Source organism: Micromonospora sp. NBRC 101691 (assembly GCF_030269285.1).
In the GTDB taxonomy this organism is placed as follows: domain Bacteria; phylum Actinomycetota; class Actinomycetes; order Mycobacteriales; family Micromonosporaceae; genus Micromonospora; species Micromonospora echinospora.
In genome coordinates, this window is the sequence record NZ_BSTB01000006.1 from 294,866 (window position 1) to 312,881 (window position 18,016).

At 74.8% G+C, this 18,016-nt stretch carries 15 protein-coding genes; 7 read left to right on the forward strand and 8 right to left on the reverse strand.

What is annotated here, in order from left to right; genetic code table 11:
- Positions 1–85: 85 nt before the first annotated feature.
- Positions 86–1,369, forward strand: coding sequence for a D-alanyl-D-alanine carboxypeptidase family protein (locus QSK20_RS13140; protein WP_285788891.1), 1,284 nt, complete (start codon positions 86–88; stop codon positions 1,367–1,369).
- Positions 1,370–1,380: 11 nt separating this feature from the next.
- On the opposite strand, the gene QSK20_RS13145 is transcribed toward QSK20_RS13140, so the two are convergent.
- Together QSK20_RS13145 and QSK20_RS13150 are read right to left on the reverse strand one after the other, a co-directional pair.
- On the reverse strand, positions 1,381–1,677 hold the full coding sequence (locus QSK20_RS13145; protein ID WP_285788892.1) for a BON domain-containing protein: 297 nt from the start codon (positions 1,675–1,677) through the stop codon (positions 1,381–1,383).
- Positions 1,678–1,735: 58 nt separating this feature from the next.
- Positions 1,736–2,350 (reverse strand): STAS domain-containing protein, encoded by a 615-nt coding sequence (locus QSK20_RS13150; RefSeq protein ID WP_285788893.1) that lies wholly within the window; start codon positions 2,348–2,350, stop codon positions 1,736–1,738.
- A gap of 249 nt (positions 2,351–2,599) precedes the next feature.
- On the opposite strand from QSK20_RS13150, the gene QSK20_RS13155 reads away from it, so the two are divergent.
- The 3 genes from QSK20_RS13155 to QSK20_RS13165 all read left to right on the forward strand — a co-directional run bounded on the left by QSK20_RS13155 (position 2,600) and on the right by QSK20_RS13165 (position 5,884).
- The gene (locus tag QSK20_RS13155; protein ID WP_285788894.1) at positions 2,600–3,553 is read left to right on the forward strand and encodes a thiamine pyrophosphate-dependent dehydrogenase E1 component subunit alpha; all 954 of its coding nucleotides are present in this window, start codon (positions 2,600–2,602) and stop codon (positions 3,551–3,553) included.
- Positions 3,550–4,542: an alpha-ketoacid dehydrogenase subunit beta gene (locus QSK20_RS13160; RefSeq protein ID WP_285788895.1), complete on the forward strand. Its 993-nt coding sequence runs from the start codon at positions 3,550–3,552 to the stop codon at positions 4,540–4,542. Before QSK20_RS13155 ends, QSK20_RS13160 begins: the two co-directional genes overlap by 4 nt.
- A gap of 106 nt (positions 4,543–4,648) precedes the next feature.
- Positions 4,649–5,884, forward strand: a complete 1,236-nt coding sequence (locus tag QSK20_RS13165) for an aminotransferase class III-fold pyridoxal phosphate-dependent enzyme (protein WP_285788896.1) — start codon at positions 4,649–4,651, stop codon at positions 5,882–5,884.
- Between the two features lie 16 nt (positions 5,885–5,900).
- Here QSK20_RS13165 and QSK20_RS13170 read toward each other — a convergent pair whose 3' ends face one another.
- The 5 genes from QSK20_RS13170 to QSK20_RS13190 all read right to left on the reverse strand — a co-directional run bounded on the left by QSK20_RS13170 (position 5,901) and on the right by QSK20_RS13190 (position 11,966).
- The gene (locus QSK20_RS13170; protein ID WP_285788897.1) at positions 5,901–7,175 is read right to left on the reverse strand and encodes an MFS transporter; all 1,275 of its coding nucleotides are present in this window, start codon (positions 7,173–7,175) and stop codon (positions 5,901–5,903) included.
- An 80-nt stretch (positions 7,176–7,255) separates the two neighbouring features.
- Positions 7,256–8,458 carry a cytochrome P450 gene (locus tag QSK20_RS13175; RefSeq protein ID WP_285788898.1) on the reverse strand — a complete coding sequence of 401 codons (1,203 nt, stop codon included), beginning with the start codon at positions 8,456–8,458 and terminating at the stop codon, positions 7,256–7,258.
- Between the two features lie 37 nt (positions 8,459–8,495).
- A complete protein-coding gene (locus QSK20_RS13180; protein ID WP_285788899.1) occupies positions 8,496–9,071 on the reverse strand; it encodes a DUF5825 family protein in 576 nt (191 codons plus the stop codon).
- A gap of 2 nt (positions 9,072–9,073) precedes the next feature.
- On the reverse strand, positions 9,074–10,918 hold the full coding sequence (locus QSK20_RS13185) for a RiPP maturation radical SAM C-methyltransferase (RefSeq protein ID WP_285788900.1): 1,845 nt from the start codon (positions 10,916–10,918) through the stop codon (positions 9,074–9,076).
- A gap of 289 nt (positions 10,919–11,207) precedes the next feature.
- The gene (locus QSK20_RS13190) at positions 11,208–11,966 is read right to left on the reverse strand and encodes a ferritin-like domain-containing protein (protein ID WP_285788901.1); all 759 of its coding nucleotides are present in this window, start codon (positions 11,964–11,966) and stop codon (positions 11,208–11,210) included.
- A gap of 410 nt (positions 11,967–12,376) precedes the next feature.
- Here QSK20_RS13190 and QSK20_RS13195 point away from each other — a divergent pair, with 410 nt between their 5' ends.
- Positions 12,377–15,304: an ATP-binding protein gene (locus tag QSK20_RS13195; RefSeq protein ID WP_285788902.1), complete on the forward strand. Its 2,928-nt coding sequence runs from the start codon at positions 12,377–12,379 to the stop codon at positions 15,302–15,304.
- A 27-nt stretch (positions 15,305–15,331) separates the two neighbouring features.
- Positions 15,332–16,750 carry an RtcB family protein gene (locus QSK20_RS13200; RefSeq protein WP_285788903.1) on the forward strand — a complete coding sequence of 473 codons (1,419 nt, stop codon included), beginning with the start codon at positions 15,332–15,334 and terminating at the stop codon, positions 16,748–16,750.
- 45 nt (positions 16,751–16,795) lie between these two features.
- Here QSK20_RS13200 and QSK20_RS13205 read toward each other — a convergent pair whose 3' ends face one another.
- Positions 16,796–17,224, reverse strand: a complete 429-nt coding sequence (locus tag QSK20_RS13205) for an archease (RefSeq protein WP_285788904.1) — start codon at positions 17,222–17,224, stop codon at positions 16,796–16,798.
- Between the two features lie 171 nt (positions 17,225–17,395).
- On the opposite strand from QSK20_RS13205, the gene QSK20_RS13210 reads away from it, so the two are divergent.
- Complete coding sequence (locus tag QSK20_RS13210; RefSeq protein WP_285788905.1) at positions 17,396–18,001, forward strand: MBL fold metallo-hydrolase; 606 nt, start codon at positions 17,396–17,398, stop codon at positions 17,999–18,001.
- The last annotated feature ends 15 nt before the right edge of the window (positions 18,002–18,016 follow it).

Here is an 18,016-nt window from a genome sequence, read left to right on the forward strand (position 1 = left end):
CGAGGCCATCCGCCCGGTGACCGGCGCGCGGTCGCCCGGCGGGTACCCGTTCCCGGGCACCGGGGTCCCGGTAACGTGCTGGTCCATGACCGGATCGGCGACGCGGGGCGCGGCAGCCGTCGTCGGGACCCTCGTCCTCGGCGTCGCCACGGCGGTCCCGGTGCCCGCCGCCGGGGCGGCCGCCACACCGACCGCCGCCCTGCCGGGCGTCACCGGACGGCCCGTCGGGGCCGGCGCCCCGCCGCCAGCGGTGCCGTGTCCGAGGCAGCCCGCCCCGGCGGTCTCCCGTCCGCCCCGACCGGTGCCGCCGCCGGTCGCGCCGGCCGAGCGGGCCGTGGGCGGGGCGGCGCTCGCCACCTCCGGGCTGGTCGTGCCGGCCGGGTCGTCGCCGCCGAGCGTGACCGCCACCTCCTGGCTGGTGGCGGACCTGGACACCGGGGCGGTGCTGGGCGGGTGCGGCCCGCACGAGCCGGGCACCCCGGCGAGCGTGCAGAAGCTGCTGCTCGCGGCGACGCTACTGCCCACCCTGGACCCGCAGCGGGTGGTCACGGTGACCCGCGCCGACCTCGACATCGAGCCGGGAAGTTCGGCGGTCGGGCTGGTCGAGGGTGGCCGTTATCCGGTGGAGCTGCTCTGGCTCGGGCTGCTGCTCCAGTCCGGCAACGACACCGCCAACGTGCTCGCCCGGTTGGGCGGCGGCGCGCAGGGCGCGGCCGGCGGGGTCCGCGCGATGAACGAGCGGGCCCACCGGCTCGGCGCGTACCAGACCCACGCGGTGACGCCGTCCGGCCTGGACGGCCCCGGGCAGTTCACCAGCGCGTACGACCTGGCGCTGATCGCCCGGGTCTGCTTCGCCGACCCGACGTTCCGGCGGTACGCGCTCACCCGGCAGGCCCAGGTCCCGGCCCAGGGACGGCTGGCGCGGGGCTTCCAGATCCAGAACGAGAACCCGCTCGTGGACCGCTATCCGGGGGCGCTCGGTGGCAAGACCGGCTTCACCGACCTGGCCCGGCACACCTACGTGGGCGCGGCCGAGCGCGACGGTCGCCGGCTCGTCGTGACGTTGCTCGGGGCCGAGCCCCGGCCGCTGCGCGGCTGGCAGCAGGGAGCCGCGCTGCTCGACTGGGGGTTCTCGCTGCCCCGGGACGCCACGGTCGGCCGTCTGGTCGACCCGGGTGAGCCGGTGCCCGGCGCCACGCCGGCCGGTGTCCCGGCCACCGCCCCGCCCGTCGTCGCTCCCGCCGCAGGCGCGTCGAGCGGGTGGCGGTGGCCGGGTGTGGCGGGTGGCGGCCTGGCGCTGCTCGGGGCGGTCCTGACCGTCGTGCTGCTGCGCCGTCGCCGGGGTGGCCGGACGTCCGCCGACGGGTGACCACGGCGTGGTCAGCGTCGTGGTCGCTGCCGGTTGGTGAGCCGGAGGGTGTTGCAGACGTCGGCCACGTCGCGGACGCCCCAGGCCAGTTCCCCGGCGGTGAGCCGGACGTCCGGGCTCTCCACGGTGCCGCCGAGGATGACCACCCGGTTCTGCACCTCGACGACGATCCGCTGGCGACGGGTGAGGCGGTTGCCGTTGAGCCGTTGCGTCACCTCGGCGGCGATGCGCCTGTCGTCGCTCTCTGCCGGCGGGGACGGCTCGGCGGGACGGGCGTCGTCGTCGGGGAACGGCCAGGGCAGGACCACGGGACTGCTCCTTGTGGACGGGTACGGATGGGCGGGGGTGGTGGCCGTCGGGGCGGGGTCAGGGGTGCCCGCACGGCACCGCTGCCCGCCCCGCGGAAGAGGCGGACCGCAGGCCGGCCAGGTGGGCCACCGCCTCGTCCCGGCTGGCGAAGGTCGGGACGACGGTGTCCAGCCGCATGGTGCGCAGGACGGCGCGGACGAACGCCGACGGGGCGGCGAGGCAGAGCGTGGCGCCCCGCTCGCGGGCCTCCCGTTGGGCCCGGACCAGCAGGCCCAGGCCGGTGGAGTCGATGAGGTGCACCCGGCTCAGGTCCACCACCACGTCGCCGCCCATGTCGGCGGCATGACGCAGGGCGGCGCGGAGGGTGTCGCCGGTGTCCAGGTCGACGTCGCCGGTGGAGGTGACGACCGTGACGTCCTCGACGTGGTCGATGCCCAGGACGCCACCGGGGCCGTGGGCGTCGCAGGCCGTTCGCTCGTCGGCTCCGGGCAGCAGGCTGCAGTGCGGGCAGCGGTGCGGCCCGGAGGCGAACGGCGAACCCGTCCAGCCGAGGTCGGTGACCAGCGTCCAGACGACCTCGGCGTCGGGCAGCACGCAGGCGAGCCCGGTGGTGGAGTCACCACAGGTGTCGCAGATCAGAGTCATCAGCCGGTCTTCGGACACTACGGTCATCCTGCTGTTCTCTCCTCCGGGTCGGGGTGCGGGCACCGACTGCACTCCACCCTGCCGCCGGGGATTGGCGACCTCCGCGCGGATCCATGACAGTTCCGTGACGATCCGCCCTCGCCGTCGACCGGCCGAGCGGAACACATCTATTGACATGCGTAACTGTCGTGGCAGGATTGCAGATCATCCACGCCGAACAGGCTCCACCATCCGGGGGAACCCGACGGTCCGGCGAAGGCGGGAACGGTTGTGCAGGTGACAGCGGCGTACCGGACGATGCTGCGGATCCGGGTCCTCGAGGAGAGGATCATCGAGTCCGCCAACCGGGGCGAGATCGTGGGCTTCGTGCACCCGTACACCGGACAGGAGGCGGTCGCGGCCGGGGTGCTCGCGGCCCGCCGTCCGGACGAGTGGGTGGTGAGCTTCTACCGCTGCCACGGGCACGCGGTGGCCGCCGGCCTCCCGCTGGACGGGATCGTCCGGGAGATCCTCGGGCGTTCGGGCGGCCTCTGCGGGGGCAAGGGCGGCTCGATGCACCTGGCCGACCGGTCCCGCCACTTCCTCGGCGCCAGCTCGATCGTGGGCAGCCAGCTCTCCATCGCCGCCGGGGTGGCGATGGCGGAGAAGACCACCGCCGCCGGTCGGGCCACCGTGGTCTTCTGCGGTGACGGCGCGCTCGGCACCGGCGTCAGCTTCGAGACCCTCACCATCGCGGCCACCCTCGGCCTTCCCCTCGTGCTGGTCTGCGAGGACAACGGCTGGCAGGACCAGACCCGCAGCGACCTCGTCCGGCACCGGACCCCGACGGAACTGGTGGCCGGCCTCGGCATCGACCACCTGGAGGTCGACGGCAACGACGTCGAGGCGGTCCACCGGGCCGCCGGGACGTTGCTGGTCCGGTGCCGACGCGACCGCCGTCCCCAGGTGCTGGTGGCCCGCACCTACCTGCGGCACTACCACGCGCAGGTCGGTGGCGCCCGGCCCGCCGAGTACCGGCCGGCCGACGAGGTCGCCTACTGGCTGGCGCGTGACCCGCTCGACATCGCCGCCGCCCGCGCCGACCTGACCGACGACCGGCGGACCGGGCTCCACACGGAGACGGTCCGCGAGATCGACGAGGTCTTCGCCGCCGCGCTGGCCGCCCCACCGCCGGATCCGGCGACGGCGGACGGGAACGTCACCACGGAACCCGTGGCGGTGACCCGGTGACCCGGCGGCACCCGGTCGGCGGGGCCGTGCGGTCGGCGCTGACCGAACAACCCGACCTGCACATGTTCTGCACCTACCAGCAGCCCGACCTGATCGACCTCTTCGGTCCCGACCGGATGGTCCGGCTGCCGATCGCCGAGAACGCGATGGTCGGCATGGCCGTCGGCATGGCGCTGGTCGGGCGGCGCGTCCTGGTCAGCATCGCCCGCGTCGCCTTCCTCTTCACCGCCTTCGACCCCCTGGTCAACCAGGCCACCAAGTGGCGGTACATGTCCGACGGGCAGTTCTCCGTGCCGCTGGTTATCCGGGGGCTGACCCGGGGCGACGAGCACCTCGGCGCGCAGCACGAGCACACCGCCCACTCGATGCTCAGCCAGATCCCCGGCCTGGTCGTCGCCGTCCCGAGTTCACCCAACTCGGCGGCCGGGCTGCTCGCCACCGCGTTGCGGCACCCCGACCCGGTCGTGGTGCTGGAGTCGCCGCGTCTGTACACGCCGGACTGGGCGGACCTGCCCGAACCGGAGGCCACCCCGGCGCCCCTGCCGTTCGGGGTGGCCGGCCGGGCCCTGGCCGGCCGTGACCTGACCCTGGTCGGTATCGGCAACACGGTCGCGCTCTGCCTGCGCGCCGCCCGTCGACTCGCCGACCACGGAGTGCGCTGTCAGGTGGTCGACCTGCGCACCGCCGCGCCGCTGGACCGGGACGGCACCGCCGGCCTGGTGGCCGGGGCGGGTCCGGTGGTGCTGGTGGACGAGGAACCCCGCGCCTCCTCCCTGCTGTGCGACCTCGGCCTGCACCTGGTCCAGGCGGGCGCGGTCGAACCCGACCGGCTGGCCGTCGTGTGCGGCGCGGCGGTGCCCGCCCCCGCCAGCCCGGTGCTGCTGGCGCCCCTGCTGCCCACGGTCGACGACGTCGTCGACGCGGCCCTCGCCCTCACCCGACGGCGGTACGCGGCCACGGGTGGGACGCCCACCGCCGGCTCGCACTGACCGGCGTGGGCCGGGCGGCGGCCCGCCGGGACCGGCACCAACTGGGAGGAACAGGATGACGTCGGATTTTCCCGCAGACTACATGGTGTGGCACGGACTGTCGCCGATGACGGACTTCTTCCGCGACGCGGACCCGGGCCAGTTCCTGGTGGAGGGGGACGGTCACCACGTCACCGACGCGGCCGGCCGCCGCTACCTGGACGCGCGGTCGTCCATGTGGAACCTGACCCTGGGACACTCCTGCGAGCCGGTGAAGGAGGCGATGCGCCGGCAGTTGGACACGCTCCCCTCCGGCACCGTGATGCGGTACGAACAGCCGCCCGTGGTGGCCGTCGAGTACGCCGCCCGCCTGGCCGCGCTGATGCCGGCCCCGCTGCGGCACGTCCGGTTCGGCAACACCGGCAGCCAGATGACCGAGGCCGCGGCGATGCTCTCCCGCTTCCACCGCCGGATGACCGGGCAGCCGGACCGGCGGTACGTCGTCGCCGTCCACAACGGCTACCACGGCACCGGGCCGCTGGCCACCGCGTTGACCGGCGAGCCGATCCTGCACGAGTGGTCCGCCCCGCTGGACGCGTACGTCCGCCACGTCACCGCGCCGACCCTGCCGGAGATCCTCGCGCTGGTCGAGGAGATCGGTGTGGACCGGGTCACCGCGGTCGTCGTGGAGCCGGTGCTCGGCAGCGACATCGGGGCCGTCTCGCTGCCCTTCCTGGAGTCGCTGGTCGCCGAGTGCCGGGCCCGGGACGTCCACCTCATCGTGGACGAGGTGACCACCGGCGCCGGACGTACCGGCACCATGACGGTGAGCGAGCGGCTCGCCGTCGCTCCGGACATGGTCGTGCTCGGCAAGGGGCTGAGCGCCGGGTACTTCCCGCTGGCCGCGCTCGTGGTGGGCACGCCGATCTTCGACGCGCTCGCCGACCCGCCGCTGCGGCTGGGCTTCCCGAACGGCTCCACCACCGACGGGCACCCGATCGGGATGGCCGCCGGGCTGGCCGTGCTGGACGTGCTCACCGCGCCCGGGTTCCTGGCGGGGGTCCGGGAGACCGGCCGGCACCTGGTCGAGCTGCTGACCGGCCTGGCCGGCGAGCCGGGGGCGGGGCCGGTGGTGGGCGAGGGGATGATGCTGCGGTTGGAACTGGCCCACGACGACGGCACGCCCTGGTCGGTCCGGGAGGTGAACCGGTTCCGGCTGACCTGCCGTGACCACGGCCTGCTGACCAGCTACGCGCCGGGGTTCCTGCCGCTGATGCCGCCGTTGACCCTGTCCCGCGCCGAGTGCGGGGAACTGGTCGACCGGCTCCGGGCGGCGCTGCGCGCCCACAAGGTGGACAGCTGAGGCGCGTACCGGCCGGTCAGGTCCGCTCGCCCGCTGGCTCCCCGGCGGCCGGTTCGTGCGCGGGCGGGTCCGCGTCCGTCCGGCGGCGGATCCGTCCGGTGACGGTGGCCGTGCCGGCGAGGGCGATCAGGGCGAAGCCGGTCAGGGTTCCCGGCAGCCCCCAGACGTCGGCGGCGACGCCACCGAGGAGCGCCCCCACCGGTACGGCCAGGATGGACACCGTCCGGCTGAACGCGATGACCCGGCCGAGCCGTTCGGTCGGCACCAGTTGCTGCTGGAGGGTGACCGACGCCACCGACCAGACCGTCGCGCAGTACCCGAAGATCAGCTCGTAGACGACGAAGAGCAGCAGCGGGGCGGCCAGGGACGCGGCCGGGATGAACAGCAGCGAGCCCGCCGCGACCGGGGCGAACAGGGCGATCGAGCGGTCCAGCCCGAACCGGCCGACCACCCGTCGGGCGGTGGCCACGGCGGCCAGCGCGGCGGCGCTGTTCACCCCCCAGAGCGCGCCGACCTGGAGCGGGCTCAGCTCCAGCGTTCGATAGGCGTAGAGGGTGTAGAGGGCACCGAGGCCGGCGCCGCCGACGTTCAGCGCGGCGGTGGCGAGGGCCAGCCGGCCCAGCAGCGGAATCTCCCGGAAGGTGGCCAACCCCTCCCGCAGGGAGGTCCGCAGCTCCGCCGTCGAGCGGCGTAGCGCGGCCCGCCGGGACACCGGCGCGGTGACCACCGGCTCTTCGCGGGCGCCACGGTCGACCCCGCGCAACCGGCTGAACACCACCGCCGAGGCGAGGTAGCTCACCGTGTCGACGGCGATGGCGAGCGCCGCGCCGAGGGCCTGCACGAGCAGCCCGCCGACCGCCGGCCCGGCGATCTGACCGGCGGCACGGGCCCCGGCGAGGGAGGCGTTGGCGCCGACCAGCCGGTCGGCGGGCACCAGCCGGGGCAGCACCGCGTTGATCGAGATGTCGGTGACCCCGGACAGGATCCCGGAGCACGCGGCGGCCAGCACCAGGTACGGCAGGGACAGCACGTCGAGCAGGTACATCGCCGGCACCGACGCCACCACGAGCGCGTGCAGCAGGTCGTTGGCGACCAGCAGCCGGCGGGGTGAGCGGACGCTGTCGATGAGCACGCCGACCAGCGGCGCGGTCAGCCCCCGGGCGCCGTACTCCAGGGCGAAGATCAGCGCCGCCGCGACCGGCCCGGCGTCCAGCAGCAGCACGGCCAGCGTGGGCAGCGCCAGCGCGGTGACGTGGGTGCCGGTGAGGCTGATGAGCTGCGCGAGGACCAACGGCCGTAGGGGAGAGCGGCCGGGGGAGGGGGCCGTCGACACGGGACGCACCGGACCTCCGGAGGCGGCGGCGGACCCGGTCACCAGGTGACCGGCAACTCGCGGGGCCCACGCAGGATGGTGCCGGTCTTCCAGCCCACGTTACCGGCCGGCACCGCCAACCGGAGGGTCGGTACCCGCTCCCGCAGGGCGACCAGCGCCTCGTGCAGCTCCATCGTGGCCAGTCGGGCGCCGAGGCAGCGGTGCGGTCCCCACCCGAAGGCGAGGTGGGGTTCCGGGTCGCGGTCCAGCCGGAAGGTGTCGGCCTCCGGGAACGCCTCCTCGTCCCGGTTGCCCGAGATGGTGGAGACGAAGACCGCCTCGCCCGCGCGGACCGTCACACCGTCGAACTCCACGTCCTCGACCGCCACCCGGGCCAGGCCGGTGCCGCCGTTGAGCGGGACGAAGCGCAGCAGCTCCTCGACCGTGGTGGCCATCCGGTCCGGTTCGGTGACCAGGCCCGCCCAGAGCCCGGGGCGGGTCAGCAGCAGGTACGTCGAGCTGGCGATGTGGCTGGCGGTGGTCTCGAACCCGGCGGCCAGCAGGGTCACCCCGAAGGAGAGCAGCTCCTGCTCGGTGAGGCGGCTGCCCTCGTCCCGGGCCTGGACCAGGGCGCTGAGCAGGTCGTCGGTGGGCTGCTGGCGGCGGTGGCGGATCAGGTTCCGCAGGTATGCCTCCAGCGCGTCCACCACGGTGCGGAACTCCTCCGCCGTGATCTTGCGCAGCGCGACCAGGGACTCGGTCCACCGGCGGAACTCGGCCCGGTCGGCCAGCGGCACGCCCAGCGTCCGACAGATCACGGTCATCGGCAGCGGCAGCGCGAGGGCCTGTGTCAGGTCCGCCGGTGACCCCTGCCGTAGCATGTCGTCGATCAGCCGGTGGGCCACCTCGCGCACGTACGGCCGCAGCCCGTCGATGCGCCGCTCGGTGAACGCCACCGCCACCAGCCGACGCAGTCGTCCGTGTTCCGGCCGGTCGACGTCCATGATGGTGCTGACGAAGGGCGGGTCCGGGGTCTGCCGGGGCACGTCCGGCTCCATCGCCGCCGCCCGGCTGAACCGGGGGTCGGTCAGCACCTTGCGGACGTCGCGGTAGCGGGTGGCCAACCACGCCTCGCCCTCGTACGGCAGCCGGACCCGGGTCAGCGTGCCGCTGCGCCGCGCCTCGTCCAGTCGGGGGTCGAGGTGCAGCTCCGTGTAGCCGAGGAACGGGTAGTCGGGGACCTGGTCCGTGGCGCGCGCCATGCTGCTCCTTCCCGTGTACGACGACGGAACGTGGTGGTCAGACGGCCAGGTACGGCACCGGCCAGTGCCGCAGCCGGTAGGGCAGCACCAGCAGCCGCTGGTCGACCCGGAGCAGGAGCCCGGCCTCGGCGACCGTGTCGACCAGTTCCCGGGCCTCCGGCGCCAGGTCGTCCACCGTGCGTGCCTCGGCCATGGCGAGGAAGTGCTCGGCGCCCTCGTCGATGGTGAGGCGGGCGTCCTCGCTCTCCGGGCGGACGTCCTTGATCGAGACGAAGCCGGGGCCGCGCCGGTAGAAGAAACTGCCGTAGCGGTAGCCGGCGGTCCACGACGTGGCGTGGGCGGCGCTGTCCGCGTCCACCCCGCCGGAGGGGGCGACCAGGTGCACGTGGGTGTGCAGCGGGAAGCACGGCAGTCCGGCGAGCCGCCAGCGCAGCCGGACCGCGTGACTGGTGACGTCGCGCAGGTAGCGCAGCAGTTCCAGGTCCTCGGCCGGAGACCGGCCGAAGTGGAGCACGGTGTCCGCGTCCACCGTGCGGTAGGTGAGCTCCGGCGTGATCGGCGGAAGGTCCGAAACCGCCACCACGGCGGTGTCGGGCGGGTTCGTCGTCGGCATGGTCATCCCACCTTGATCGGAATGGCGCTGGTGGCGAGGCCGATCCACTGTCCGTTCTCGACGAAGACCAGGCCCCGCGTGACGAATCCGGCCAGGATCTCGCGCACCTGGGCCTGGTCGACGGCGAAACCGGCGGCGGTCACCTCCCGGTGCAGCGCGGGCAGGGTCCGGCCCGGCTCGGCCGCCCGGTACACCGCCCGGTGCAACGGGTCGGTGACCCGGTGGTCGGTGGCCGGCCACCCCACCCGGCGGTCCTCGAAGACGGTCGCGTCCGGTTCCTCGGTCCGGACCAGGGTGCTGTCCGGATATCCGGTGTTCCACGCGTCGAGCAGGTCCCGCAGGTGCTTGGCCTCGGCCTCGGAGATGCCGGCCGGGTCGGTGTCGAAGAGGTAGACCATGTCGTGCAGGTCCGCCTCGGGCAGGGCGTACACGTGCCGGTACGCCTGTGCGGTGCGCCGGTTCGGGAAGCCCAGCGCGGGGTTCTCGAAGTAGGGGCTGAACCGTTCCAGCAGGATCCGGGACGCCCCGGCCGGCGGTTGCAGGTGCATCAGCGCCGGGATCTGCCGTAGCACGGGCTCGTAGTCCTCGGCGCGCTCCTCGGGGAAGCCGTAGAGCCAGTTCCAGGTGACGGTGAGGCCGGCGGACTCGCAGTCGCGCAGGGTGCGGACGTTGCGCGTCCCGGCCACCCCCTTGTCCATGATCTTGAGGACCGGTGACACCAGGCTCTCGATGCCGGGCTGGACGTGACTGACCCGGGCCGCCCGGAAGGTCTCGATCTCGGCCGGCTTCAGGTTGGACTTCACCTCGTAGTGCAGGCGCAGGTCCCAGTCGAGTTCGGCCAGCCGGGGCAGCACCGTGCTGAAGAAGCTGTTCGCGATGATGTTGTCGACCATGATCAGGTCGAGCGTGCGGTGCCGGCTGGTCAGCTCGCCGATCTCCTGGATCACCGCCTCCGGGCTCTTGGCCCGGAAGGTCATCAGCGTGCCGTTGAGCCCGCAGAAGGTGCAGTGGTGCTTCTCGCCCCACCAGCAGCCCCGGGCGGTCTCCAGCACGAGCTTCGGCTCGACGTGGGCGTTGACCGTGGAGACCTCCATCCGGGTGAACCAGTCGTCGAAGTCGGGGACCGGCACCTGCGCCATCGGCAGCGGCGACGCCTGCGGGTTCTGGTGGGCCGCCCCGGCGTCGTCCCGCCAGCACAGTCCGGGCACGGTCCGTAGGGTCTCCGGTGTGGCGCCGTCGGCGAGGACGCGCAGCAGCGCCGGAAACGACTTCTCTCCCTCGCCCCGCAGCACGAGGTCGACGAAGGGGTAGTTGCGGTGCAGCGCCACGCCCATCGGCCCGTCGCAGTTGCCGCCGCCGAAGACGATCGTCACGTCCGGTCGGCGGGACTTGATCCGCCGGGCTACGGCCAGGCTCGGCACGTTCTGCATGAAGGTGGTGCTGAAGCCGACCACCCGGGGGTGTCGCGCCAGCACCTCGTCGGTGACCATCTCGACGAATTCCGCGGCGTACGCACGCATCCGGCTCACCGGCCCGATGTCCAGGCCCCGCTCCGCCGCGTAGACCTGCAACGTCTCCACCCCGAAGTCGGGGTCGTCGTGCAGGGCGCCGGTGAAGACCCAGTCGCCCAGCCCGTCGAAGAGGCCCTCCTCGGCGACCGCCGTGTACTCCCGGGGACCCAGATCGCCGTCGGTACGGACCATCAGGAACTCCGCCCAGCGCAGGTTCGCGTGGTACGTCTCCGGGGCGGGCAGGCCAGCCCGGGTCGCCGCGGCGCGGAGCAGACCGAGCGGCAGCGAGGGTGACTCCAGCGACTGCCACGGCATCGCGACCAGGCAAACGGACACGTCATCGTCTCCTTTCTCGGGCCGGGACGGGTGGGCCCGGGTGGGCCGGCTTCCACCCGGGCCACTCGATCACTTCTGGGTCTGGGGCCGGTTCAGCGGCACCAGGTACTTGCAGACGCCGTGCGTCGGCGCCTTCACCTTGACAACCGTGATCTTCATCGGAATCACCTCCCTTCCTCGGTCGACGCCCGCTACCTGATCGTGGGCGCGACGTGCCGGGTCTGGACGGAGTGCTTGCAGACGCCGTGGGTCGACGCCTTCACCTTGACGACCGTGATCTTCATCGGAATCACCTCCCTTCCTGGAACTCGATGTGGATGCCGGCGGCGGCGAGCCGGGCCCGGTGCCGCCGGTGGAACCAGGCCTGGACGCTCGCGGGCTCCCGGCCGGTGTGGGTGGCCAGGGCTACCGCGACCTCGTTCAGGCCGGTCAGTCCGATGCCGATGTCGTGCCACTCCTGGGCGTGCTCCGCCCACTCCTCGCGGCCCCGGGGGGTCCGGGTCTCCCGGGCCAGGAAGTTCAGCCCGATCGCGATGTGCCGGATCTCGTCGCGGCGGACGTGGTGGTACAGCCGTCCCAGCGGGTCGCCCGCGAAGACCTCGCCGAGCAGGATGAACTCGTCGGCAGCCAGCCCCTCCAGCATGGTGTGCACCAGCGCCCGGCCCATGTACGGCAGGCTGGTCAGCCCGTCGTCGAGGGGCTGCATCGTCTCCTGGGCGTCGGCCGGCTCGCCGCCGACCAGCTTGGCGTACCGGTAGAAGGCGTCGGCGTGCCGGGCCTCGTCGGCGGTGGCGAGGGCCAGGCTGAACCGCAGCGGCGCGTCCTCGGTCTCGACGGCGAGCGTCGCCGCGGCCACGAGCCCGGCCTGTTCGGCGTAGTAGCCGGCGGAGGCGACCCGCCAGGCGCGTTCTGCACGTGCCGGGTCGTCGCTGAACCGCCCCTCCCGGAGCACGTCCTCGATGCGCCAGGGGGTCCGGTCCCGGGTGACCTGGAAGATCCGGTACGCCACCTCGTCGGCGTCGAGGTCGTCCGGTCGCAGCAGGGTCATGAACGCCTCCGTGGATCGGGTGGGTTTCCGGTCACCGAGGTCGCCCCCCTGGTTCGATCGAGCCGATCCGGATCGTGGGGACCGGTGGGCGGTCGCTACGTCCTGCCCGTGAGCTTCATCGCTCGCCGGGAGCGGTGGCAGGGCAGCCGGCCACCCATATTTCGTCCCCTCCCGTCGCCGGTCGGGGGAGCGGACGGGGCGTCGAGGTGCCGAACCCGGTCGGGACGTACCGAAATCGCTGGTGGTGCGGCCTCCCGGCGGTCGCCCACGGATCCGTGCGCCGGGACGGACAATCTGGGTGGTCGCTACCCATCGCCGGGCCCCGGGCACCCTCGGCATCCGCCCGTCGACGGTGGGTTGCCCTCCCGGGTCCGTGGACCCACCCCCTCAAGATTGATATCTTTCTATTCATGCCGATGGGGGTGACGCGGCTGGTGGGCCGCACCGACGAGGTGCGCACCCTGGCCCGGACCCTGACCGCCACCCGCGGGGGAGACGGTCGGGCGGTGTTCCTGGTCGGCGAACCGGGCATCGGCAAGTCCCGGCTGGCCGTCGCGACCCGCGACCTCGCGTCCGCCGTCGGGACGAGGGTGCTGCACGGTCGCAGCACCGCGGTCGGCCCGGCCATCCCGCTGCGCCCCCTGCGCGAGGCGCTGCTCTCGGTGACCGCCGTTCTCGCCCCGGCCGACCTCGACGTGCTGGGGCCGTACCGGTCGGCCCTGGCGCGGCTGGTGCCGGACTGGGCCGTCGACGACCCGTCCCGGCCGCAGCCGCCCGACCACGACCTGCTGGCCCTCGCCGAAGGGGTGCTCCGCCTCACCGGGCTGGCCGGCCGGGACCGGGGCTGTCTGCTGGTGCTGGAGGACCTGCACGACGCGGACGGCCCCACCCTGGCCGTGCTCGACTACCTCGTCGACAACGTCGGCCGGCAGCCGACCACGCTGCTCGGCACCCTCCGCGCCGACGCCGGACCGGCGCTGGACCTGGTCCGCGCCGCCGCCCGGCGGGGCGCCTGCCGTCTCGTGCCGCTGGGCCCACTCGACCCGGACGGCCTGCGCCAGCTGGCCGGCGTCCGGCTGGACACCCACCCCGACGAACTGCCGCAACCCGCGATCGACCTGCTCTGGGCCGGCAGCGGGGGCAACCCGGGGGTCGCCGAGGACACCCTTGGCGAACTGGTCGACGCCGGTGTGCTGCGGCCCACCCCCACCGGGTGGCGGGTCGGGCGCGAGCGGGCCGACGACCCGGCGGCCCTGCCCACCCTGACCCGCCCGGTCGACCGGCTCGCCCCGGGGCGCCGGGACCTGCTGTCGCTGGGGGCGACCCTCGGGCCGGTCTTCCCGGTCACCGTCCTGTGCCAGGCCACCGGCCGGCCCGAACGGGAGGTGCACGAGGACCTGGCGGACCCGACGGTCGCCCGCTTCGTCCGGCCGGACGGTCCGGAGCCGGACCAGTACCGTTTCGTCCACCCGGTGCTCGGCGGCGCGCTGCTCGCCCGCCTGGATCCGGCCGAGCGGCGTCGGCTCGCCCGACGGGCCGCCGACGCGGTGACGGTCGTCCACCGGGGACTACCCGGCCCCCACGTCCGCCCGGCCGCCGACCTGTGGCTCCGGGCGGGCGACCCGGCCGCCGCCGGCCGCCTCCTCGCCGAGGCGGGGCGGCGCGCCGCCGACCGGGGCGCCGCCGAGGAAGCCGTGGATCTGCTCCAACGGGCCGTCGACCTGCTCGTCGACGCCGAGGCCGCGCGCCGCGCGACCGTGCTGGAGTCCCTGATCAGCGCGCTGACCGAGGCCGGGGCCGTCGACCGCGCGCTCGGTCACGCCGCCGCGCTCGGCGACCTTGCCGGCCGGCTCGATCCGCGACACCGGGCCCGCCTGCACACCGCGCTCGCCTGGGCGGCGACCACCGCCGGTCTGACCGGCGACGCCCGCCGCCACGTCGACCTGGCCCGTGCGCTGCTCGGCGCCGACGCCACCGGGCCGGACACCGCTCCGGTCGACGTCGTCGCCGCCCACCTGACGGCCCGCAGCGGCGGAGCGGACCGGGTCGCCGAGGCCGAGGCCGCTGCCCGGCGGGCCGAGGCGGTGGCCCGTGCCGCCGGCCTGCCGGCCGTCGCCTGGCGCGCCGAACTCCTGCTCGGCGAGCTGACCCGACCCCGGGACCCGGCCGAGGCCACCGACCACCTGAACCGGGCCTGGTCGGTCGCGGTCCGACAGCCCGCGCCGGTCTGGGAGATCCACTCCCTGGTCCGGCTCGGCGACGACGACGCGCTGCGTACCGGCGACCTGAACCGGCTGGAACGGGCGCACCGGACGGCGGCCCGCGCCGGCGCGCTGCACGCCCGCCACGAGGCGGAGACGCGACTCGCCCTGCACGCCGTCCTCCAGGGCCGGTTCACCGCCGCCGACCTGCTCACCGAGCGGGTGCTCGCCGCCGCCACCCGCCACCGGTCGCCGCGCGCCGCCCGCCACGCCCTGCTGCTGCGCGCCACCGCCGCCGCCCACCGGGGACGCCACCGGGCGATGACCGACGCGCTCATCGGGTTCCGCCGCCACGGCGGCGACGCCGACCGGTACGCCCCCTGGACACACGGACTGATCCGGCTCCTCGCCGCCCTGCTGCGTGAGGACCGTCCCCGGGCGTTGCACGAGTCCGCGCGCGCCACCCGGGCCGACCGGGACCATCCGACGGTCTGCCCCCTCGCCGGCCGGCACGGCCTGGACCTGCTGCTGCGTGCGGTGACCGATGCCGACGACCCGTCCGGCGCGTCGGCCGACGACCCGCCCGGCCGGCTCCGCTGGAACCGGCAGTTCCGGCTCTTCGCCCACGCGGTCCGGCACGGCCGCGCCGGCCGCGCGGACGAGGCCACGGACGCGGTGCGGGAGGCGGTACGCGTCGCCGCGCCGTACCCGGTTGCCGCGCACCTCGGGCTCCGCCTGGTCGGCGAGGCCGCCCTGACCGACGGCTGGGGCGAGCCGGTCGAGTGGCTGCGCGCCGCCGAGGACCACTTCCACCGCACCGACGTGCCGGCGGTCGCCGCCGCCTGCCGGAGTCTGCTGCGCCGGGCCGGCTCCCGCCCGTTGCAGCGCCGTGCCGGCGTCGAGGAGATCCCCGGCGTGCTGCGTGCCGCCGGCGTGACACCCCGGGAGTACGAGGTGCTCCTCCTGCTCGCCGGCCGGCTCAGCAACCGGGAGATCGCCGACCGGCTGCACCTGTCCGCGCGGACCGTGGAGAAGCACGTGGCGAGCCTGATCACCAAGACCGGCCAACCGGACCGCATCGCCGTCGGACGGCTCGCCGCGACCGGTGCGCCACCGGGCGCCACCGCGCAGGTGTAGCCGACCCCGGGCGGGGTAGCCCGCGACGTGGAACTGGTGGAGGAGTCGGCGTACCGGTTCCGGATCGACCGGCACGGTCCGATGCGGGTGCCCGGCGTGGTCTTCGCCGCGCGGGCGCTCCTGCCCGACCTCGGCGAGGACCGGTCCCTGGAGCAGGTGGCGAACGTCGCCACCCTGCCCGGCATCGTCGGGGCCGCCTACGCCATGCCCGACGTGCACTGGGGGTACGGCTTCCCGATCGGGGGCGTCGCGGCCACCGACGTGGACGCCGGCGGGGTGGTCTCCCCGGGCGGCGTGGGCTTCGACATCTCCTGCGGCGTACGGCTGCTCGCCGCCGACCTCTCCCGCGACGACTTCCCCCGGCTGCGGGAGGCGCTGCTGGACGGCCTGGACGCGGCCGTCCCCCGGGGGATGGGCCGGGGCGCGGTGTGGCACCTCGGCGACCGGGCCGAACTGGACGCCGTGCTGCGGGGCGGCTCCCGGTACGCCGTCGAGCGGGGCCACGGCGTCGAGGCCGACCTGGCGCGCTGCGAGGACCACGGAGCGGTCGGCGACGCCGATCCGGGCCAGGTCAGCGACCGGGCGGTACAGCGGGGGCAGGGCCAGGTGGGCAGTCTCGGCTCCGGCAACCACTTCCTGGAGGTGCAGGCGGTCGACGAGGTGTACGACGAGCCGGTGGCCACGGCGTTCGGACTGCGGACCGGTCAGGTCTGCGTGATGGTGCACAGTGGCTCGCGGGGCCTGGGCCACCAGGTCTGCACCGACCACGTCCGGGCGATGGAGCAGGTCATGCCCGGTTTCGGCATCGAGGTGCCGGACCGCCAGCTGGCGTGCGCGCCGGTGGACTCCCCGGCGGGCCGGGCGTACCTGGGGGCGATGGCCGCCGCGGCCAACTACGCCCGCGCCAACCGTCAGCTGCTCGCCGAGGCCGCCCGTCGGGTCTTCACGCGGGTCGCCGGCGCCCGCCTCGACCTGGTCTACGACGTCTCGCACAACCTCGCCAAGATCGAGGACCATCCGGTCGACGGGGCGACCCGCCGGCTCTGCGTGCACCGCAAGGGGGCCACCCGGGCGTTCCCGCCCGGACACCCGGACCTGCCCGCCGACCTGCGCCCGGTGGGGCAGCCGGTGCTGATCCCCGGCTCGATGGGCACCTCCTCGTACGTGCTGACCGGGGTGGCCGGCGCGCCCGCGTTCGCCTCCACCTGCCACGGTGCGGGCCGGGTGCGGAGCCGGCGGCAGGCGACGCAGACGGTCCGGGGCCATGACCTGCGCCGCGACCTGGCGGCCCGGGGCATCGCGGTGCGCGGCGCCTCCTGGCGTGGCCTGGCCGAGGAGATGCCGGAGGCGTACAAGGACGTCACGGCGGTGGTCGACGCCGCCGAGGGGGCCGGCCTGTGCCGCCGGGTGGCCCGGCTGGTGCCGCTCGGCGTGGTCAAGGGCTGACCCGCCCGCCGTCCCCCGCGTCACCTGCCGGCCATCGCGGGCCGGTCACACGTCCAGGGTCACCGCGCAGGACCAGCCCGCCGCGTCCCGGCCGAACCGGAGCCCGTGCAGCGACACCGCCTTCGGGACCGCGCCGACCAGCTCCACGGCGTCGGTGTCCACCGTCCGCCACCGCACCCGCAGGCCGCCGTCGCCGGCGTCGGTCACCTCGACCCCCACCGGCAACGTCCCCTCGGTCTCCAGACGGAAGACGACCTCGTCGAGGACGCCCACCAGCAGGTCCTCGTCGCCGCCCGGCGGCACGTCGAAACCGGCGGTGCCGGTCGGCGCGGCCCCACCCGGGTCGGCGAAGCTCTCCACCAGGGCGGCGACCGCCTCGGACAGACACGCCTCCCGGGTCGGCGCCCACGCCTCCACCCGCACGTCGGCGGTGTGCGGCACCCGTCGGTGTCCCCGCCCCGGTCCTGCGTCCATGCCCCGATCATGCCCGGACCGGGTCGCCCCGCGCGGCGCACCGGCCGTTCCGTTCCGGCCCCGGCGTCCCACCGTTCCGTTCCGGCCATCCGTCGACCGCCGTCGACCGCCGATCCGGCCCGTCGCGTGCCCCGGCCGGGACGCCGGGGCCGGGCGGCGTACGGTGCCCCGGTGAAGGTCACCAAGTTCACCCACGCCTGCGTCCGCCTCGAACACGAGGGGCGGGTGCTGGTGATCGACCCGGGCACCTGGAGCGAACCGCGTGCCCTGGCCGGCGCGGACGCCGTCCTGGTCACCCACGAGCACACCGACCACGTCGACGTGCTCCGGCTGGCCGGGCTCGGTGTCCCGGTGCACGTGCCGGCGCAGGCCCACCTGGGTGACCTCGCCCCGCTGCCGGTGATCCGGGTCCAGTCCGGGGAACGCTTCACCGCCGCCGGCTTCACGGTGACCGCCCACGGCGGCCGGCACGCCACCATCCACGGTGGGCAACCCGACTGCGCCAACCTCGGCTACCTGGTCGACGACCGCCTCTACCACCCGGGCGACTCGCTGCACGTCCCGGGCGTCCCGGTGGAGACCCTGCTCGTGCCGGCGCAGGCGTCGTGGCTGAAACTGACCGAGGCGATCGACTTCGCCCACGCGGTGGACCCGGAGCGGATCTTCCCGATCCACGACGCCCAGCTCAACGAGCGCGGCATGGCCAGCGTCGACGGATGGTTCGGCGAGACGCTCGGTGCGCGGTACCGCCGCCTCGCGCCGGGCGAGAGCGCCTGACCGCGTCGGACCCGG

Coding starts and splice junctions, on each gene's coding strand:
- QSK20_RS13140 (WP_285788891.1), top strand. CDS start 86: ATGACCGGATCGGCGACGCGGGGCGCGGCAGCCGTCGTCGGGACCCTC.
- QSK20_RS13150 (WP_285788893.1), bottom strand. CDS start 2,350: ATGACCGTAGTGTCCGAAGACCGGCTGATGACTCTGATCTGCGACACC.
- QSK20_RS13165 (WP_285788896.1), top strand. CDS start 4,649: ATGACGGACTTCTTCCGCGACGCGGACCCGGGCCAGTTCCTGGTGGAG.
- QSK20_RS13175 (WP_285788898.1), bottom strand. CDS start 8,458: ATGGCGCGCGCCACGGACCAGGTCCCCGACTACCCGTTCCTCGGCTAC.
- QSK20_RS13180 (WP_285788899.1), bottom strand. CDS start 9,071: ATGCCGACGACGAACCCGCCCGACACCGCCGTGGTGGCGGTTTCGGAC.
- QSK20_RS13190 (WP_285788901.1), bottom strand. CDS start 11,966: ATGACCCTGCTGCGACCGGACGACCTCGACGCCGACGAGGTGGCGTAC.
- QSK20_RS13195 (WP_285788902.1), top strand. CDS start 12,377: ATGCCGATGGGGGTGACGCGGCTGGTGGGCCGCACCGACGAGGTGCGC.
- QSK20_RS13205 (WP_285788904.1), bottom strand. CDS start 17,224: ATGGACGCAGGACCGGGGCGGGGACACCGACGGGTGCCGCACACCGCC.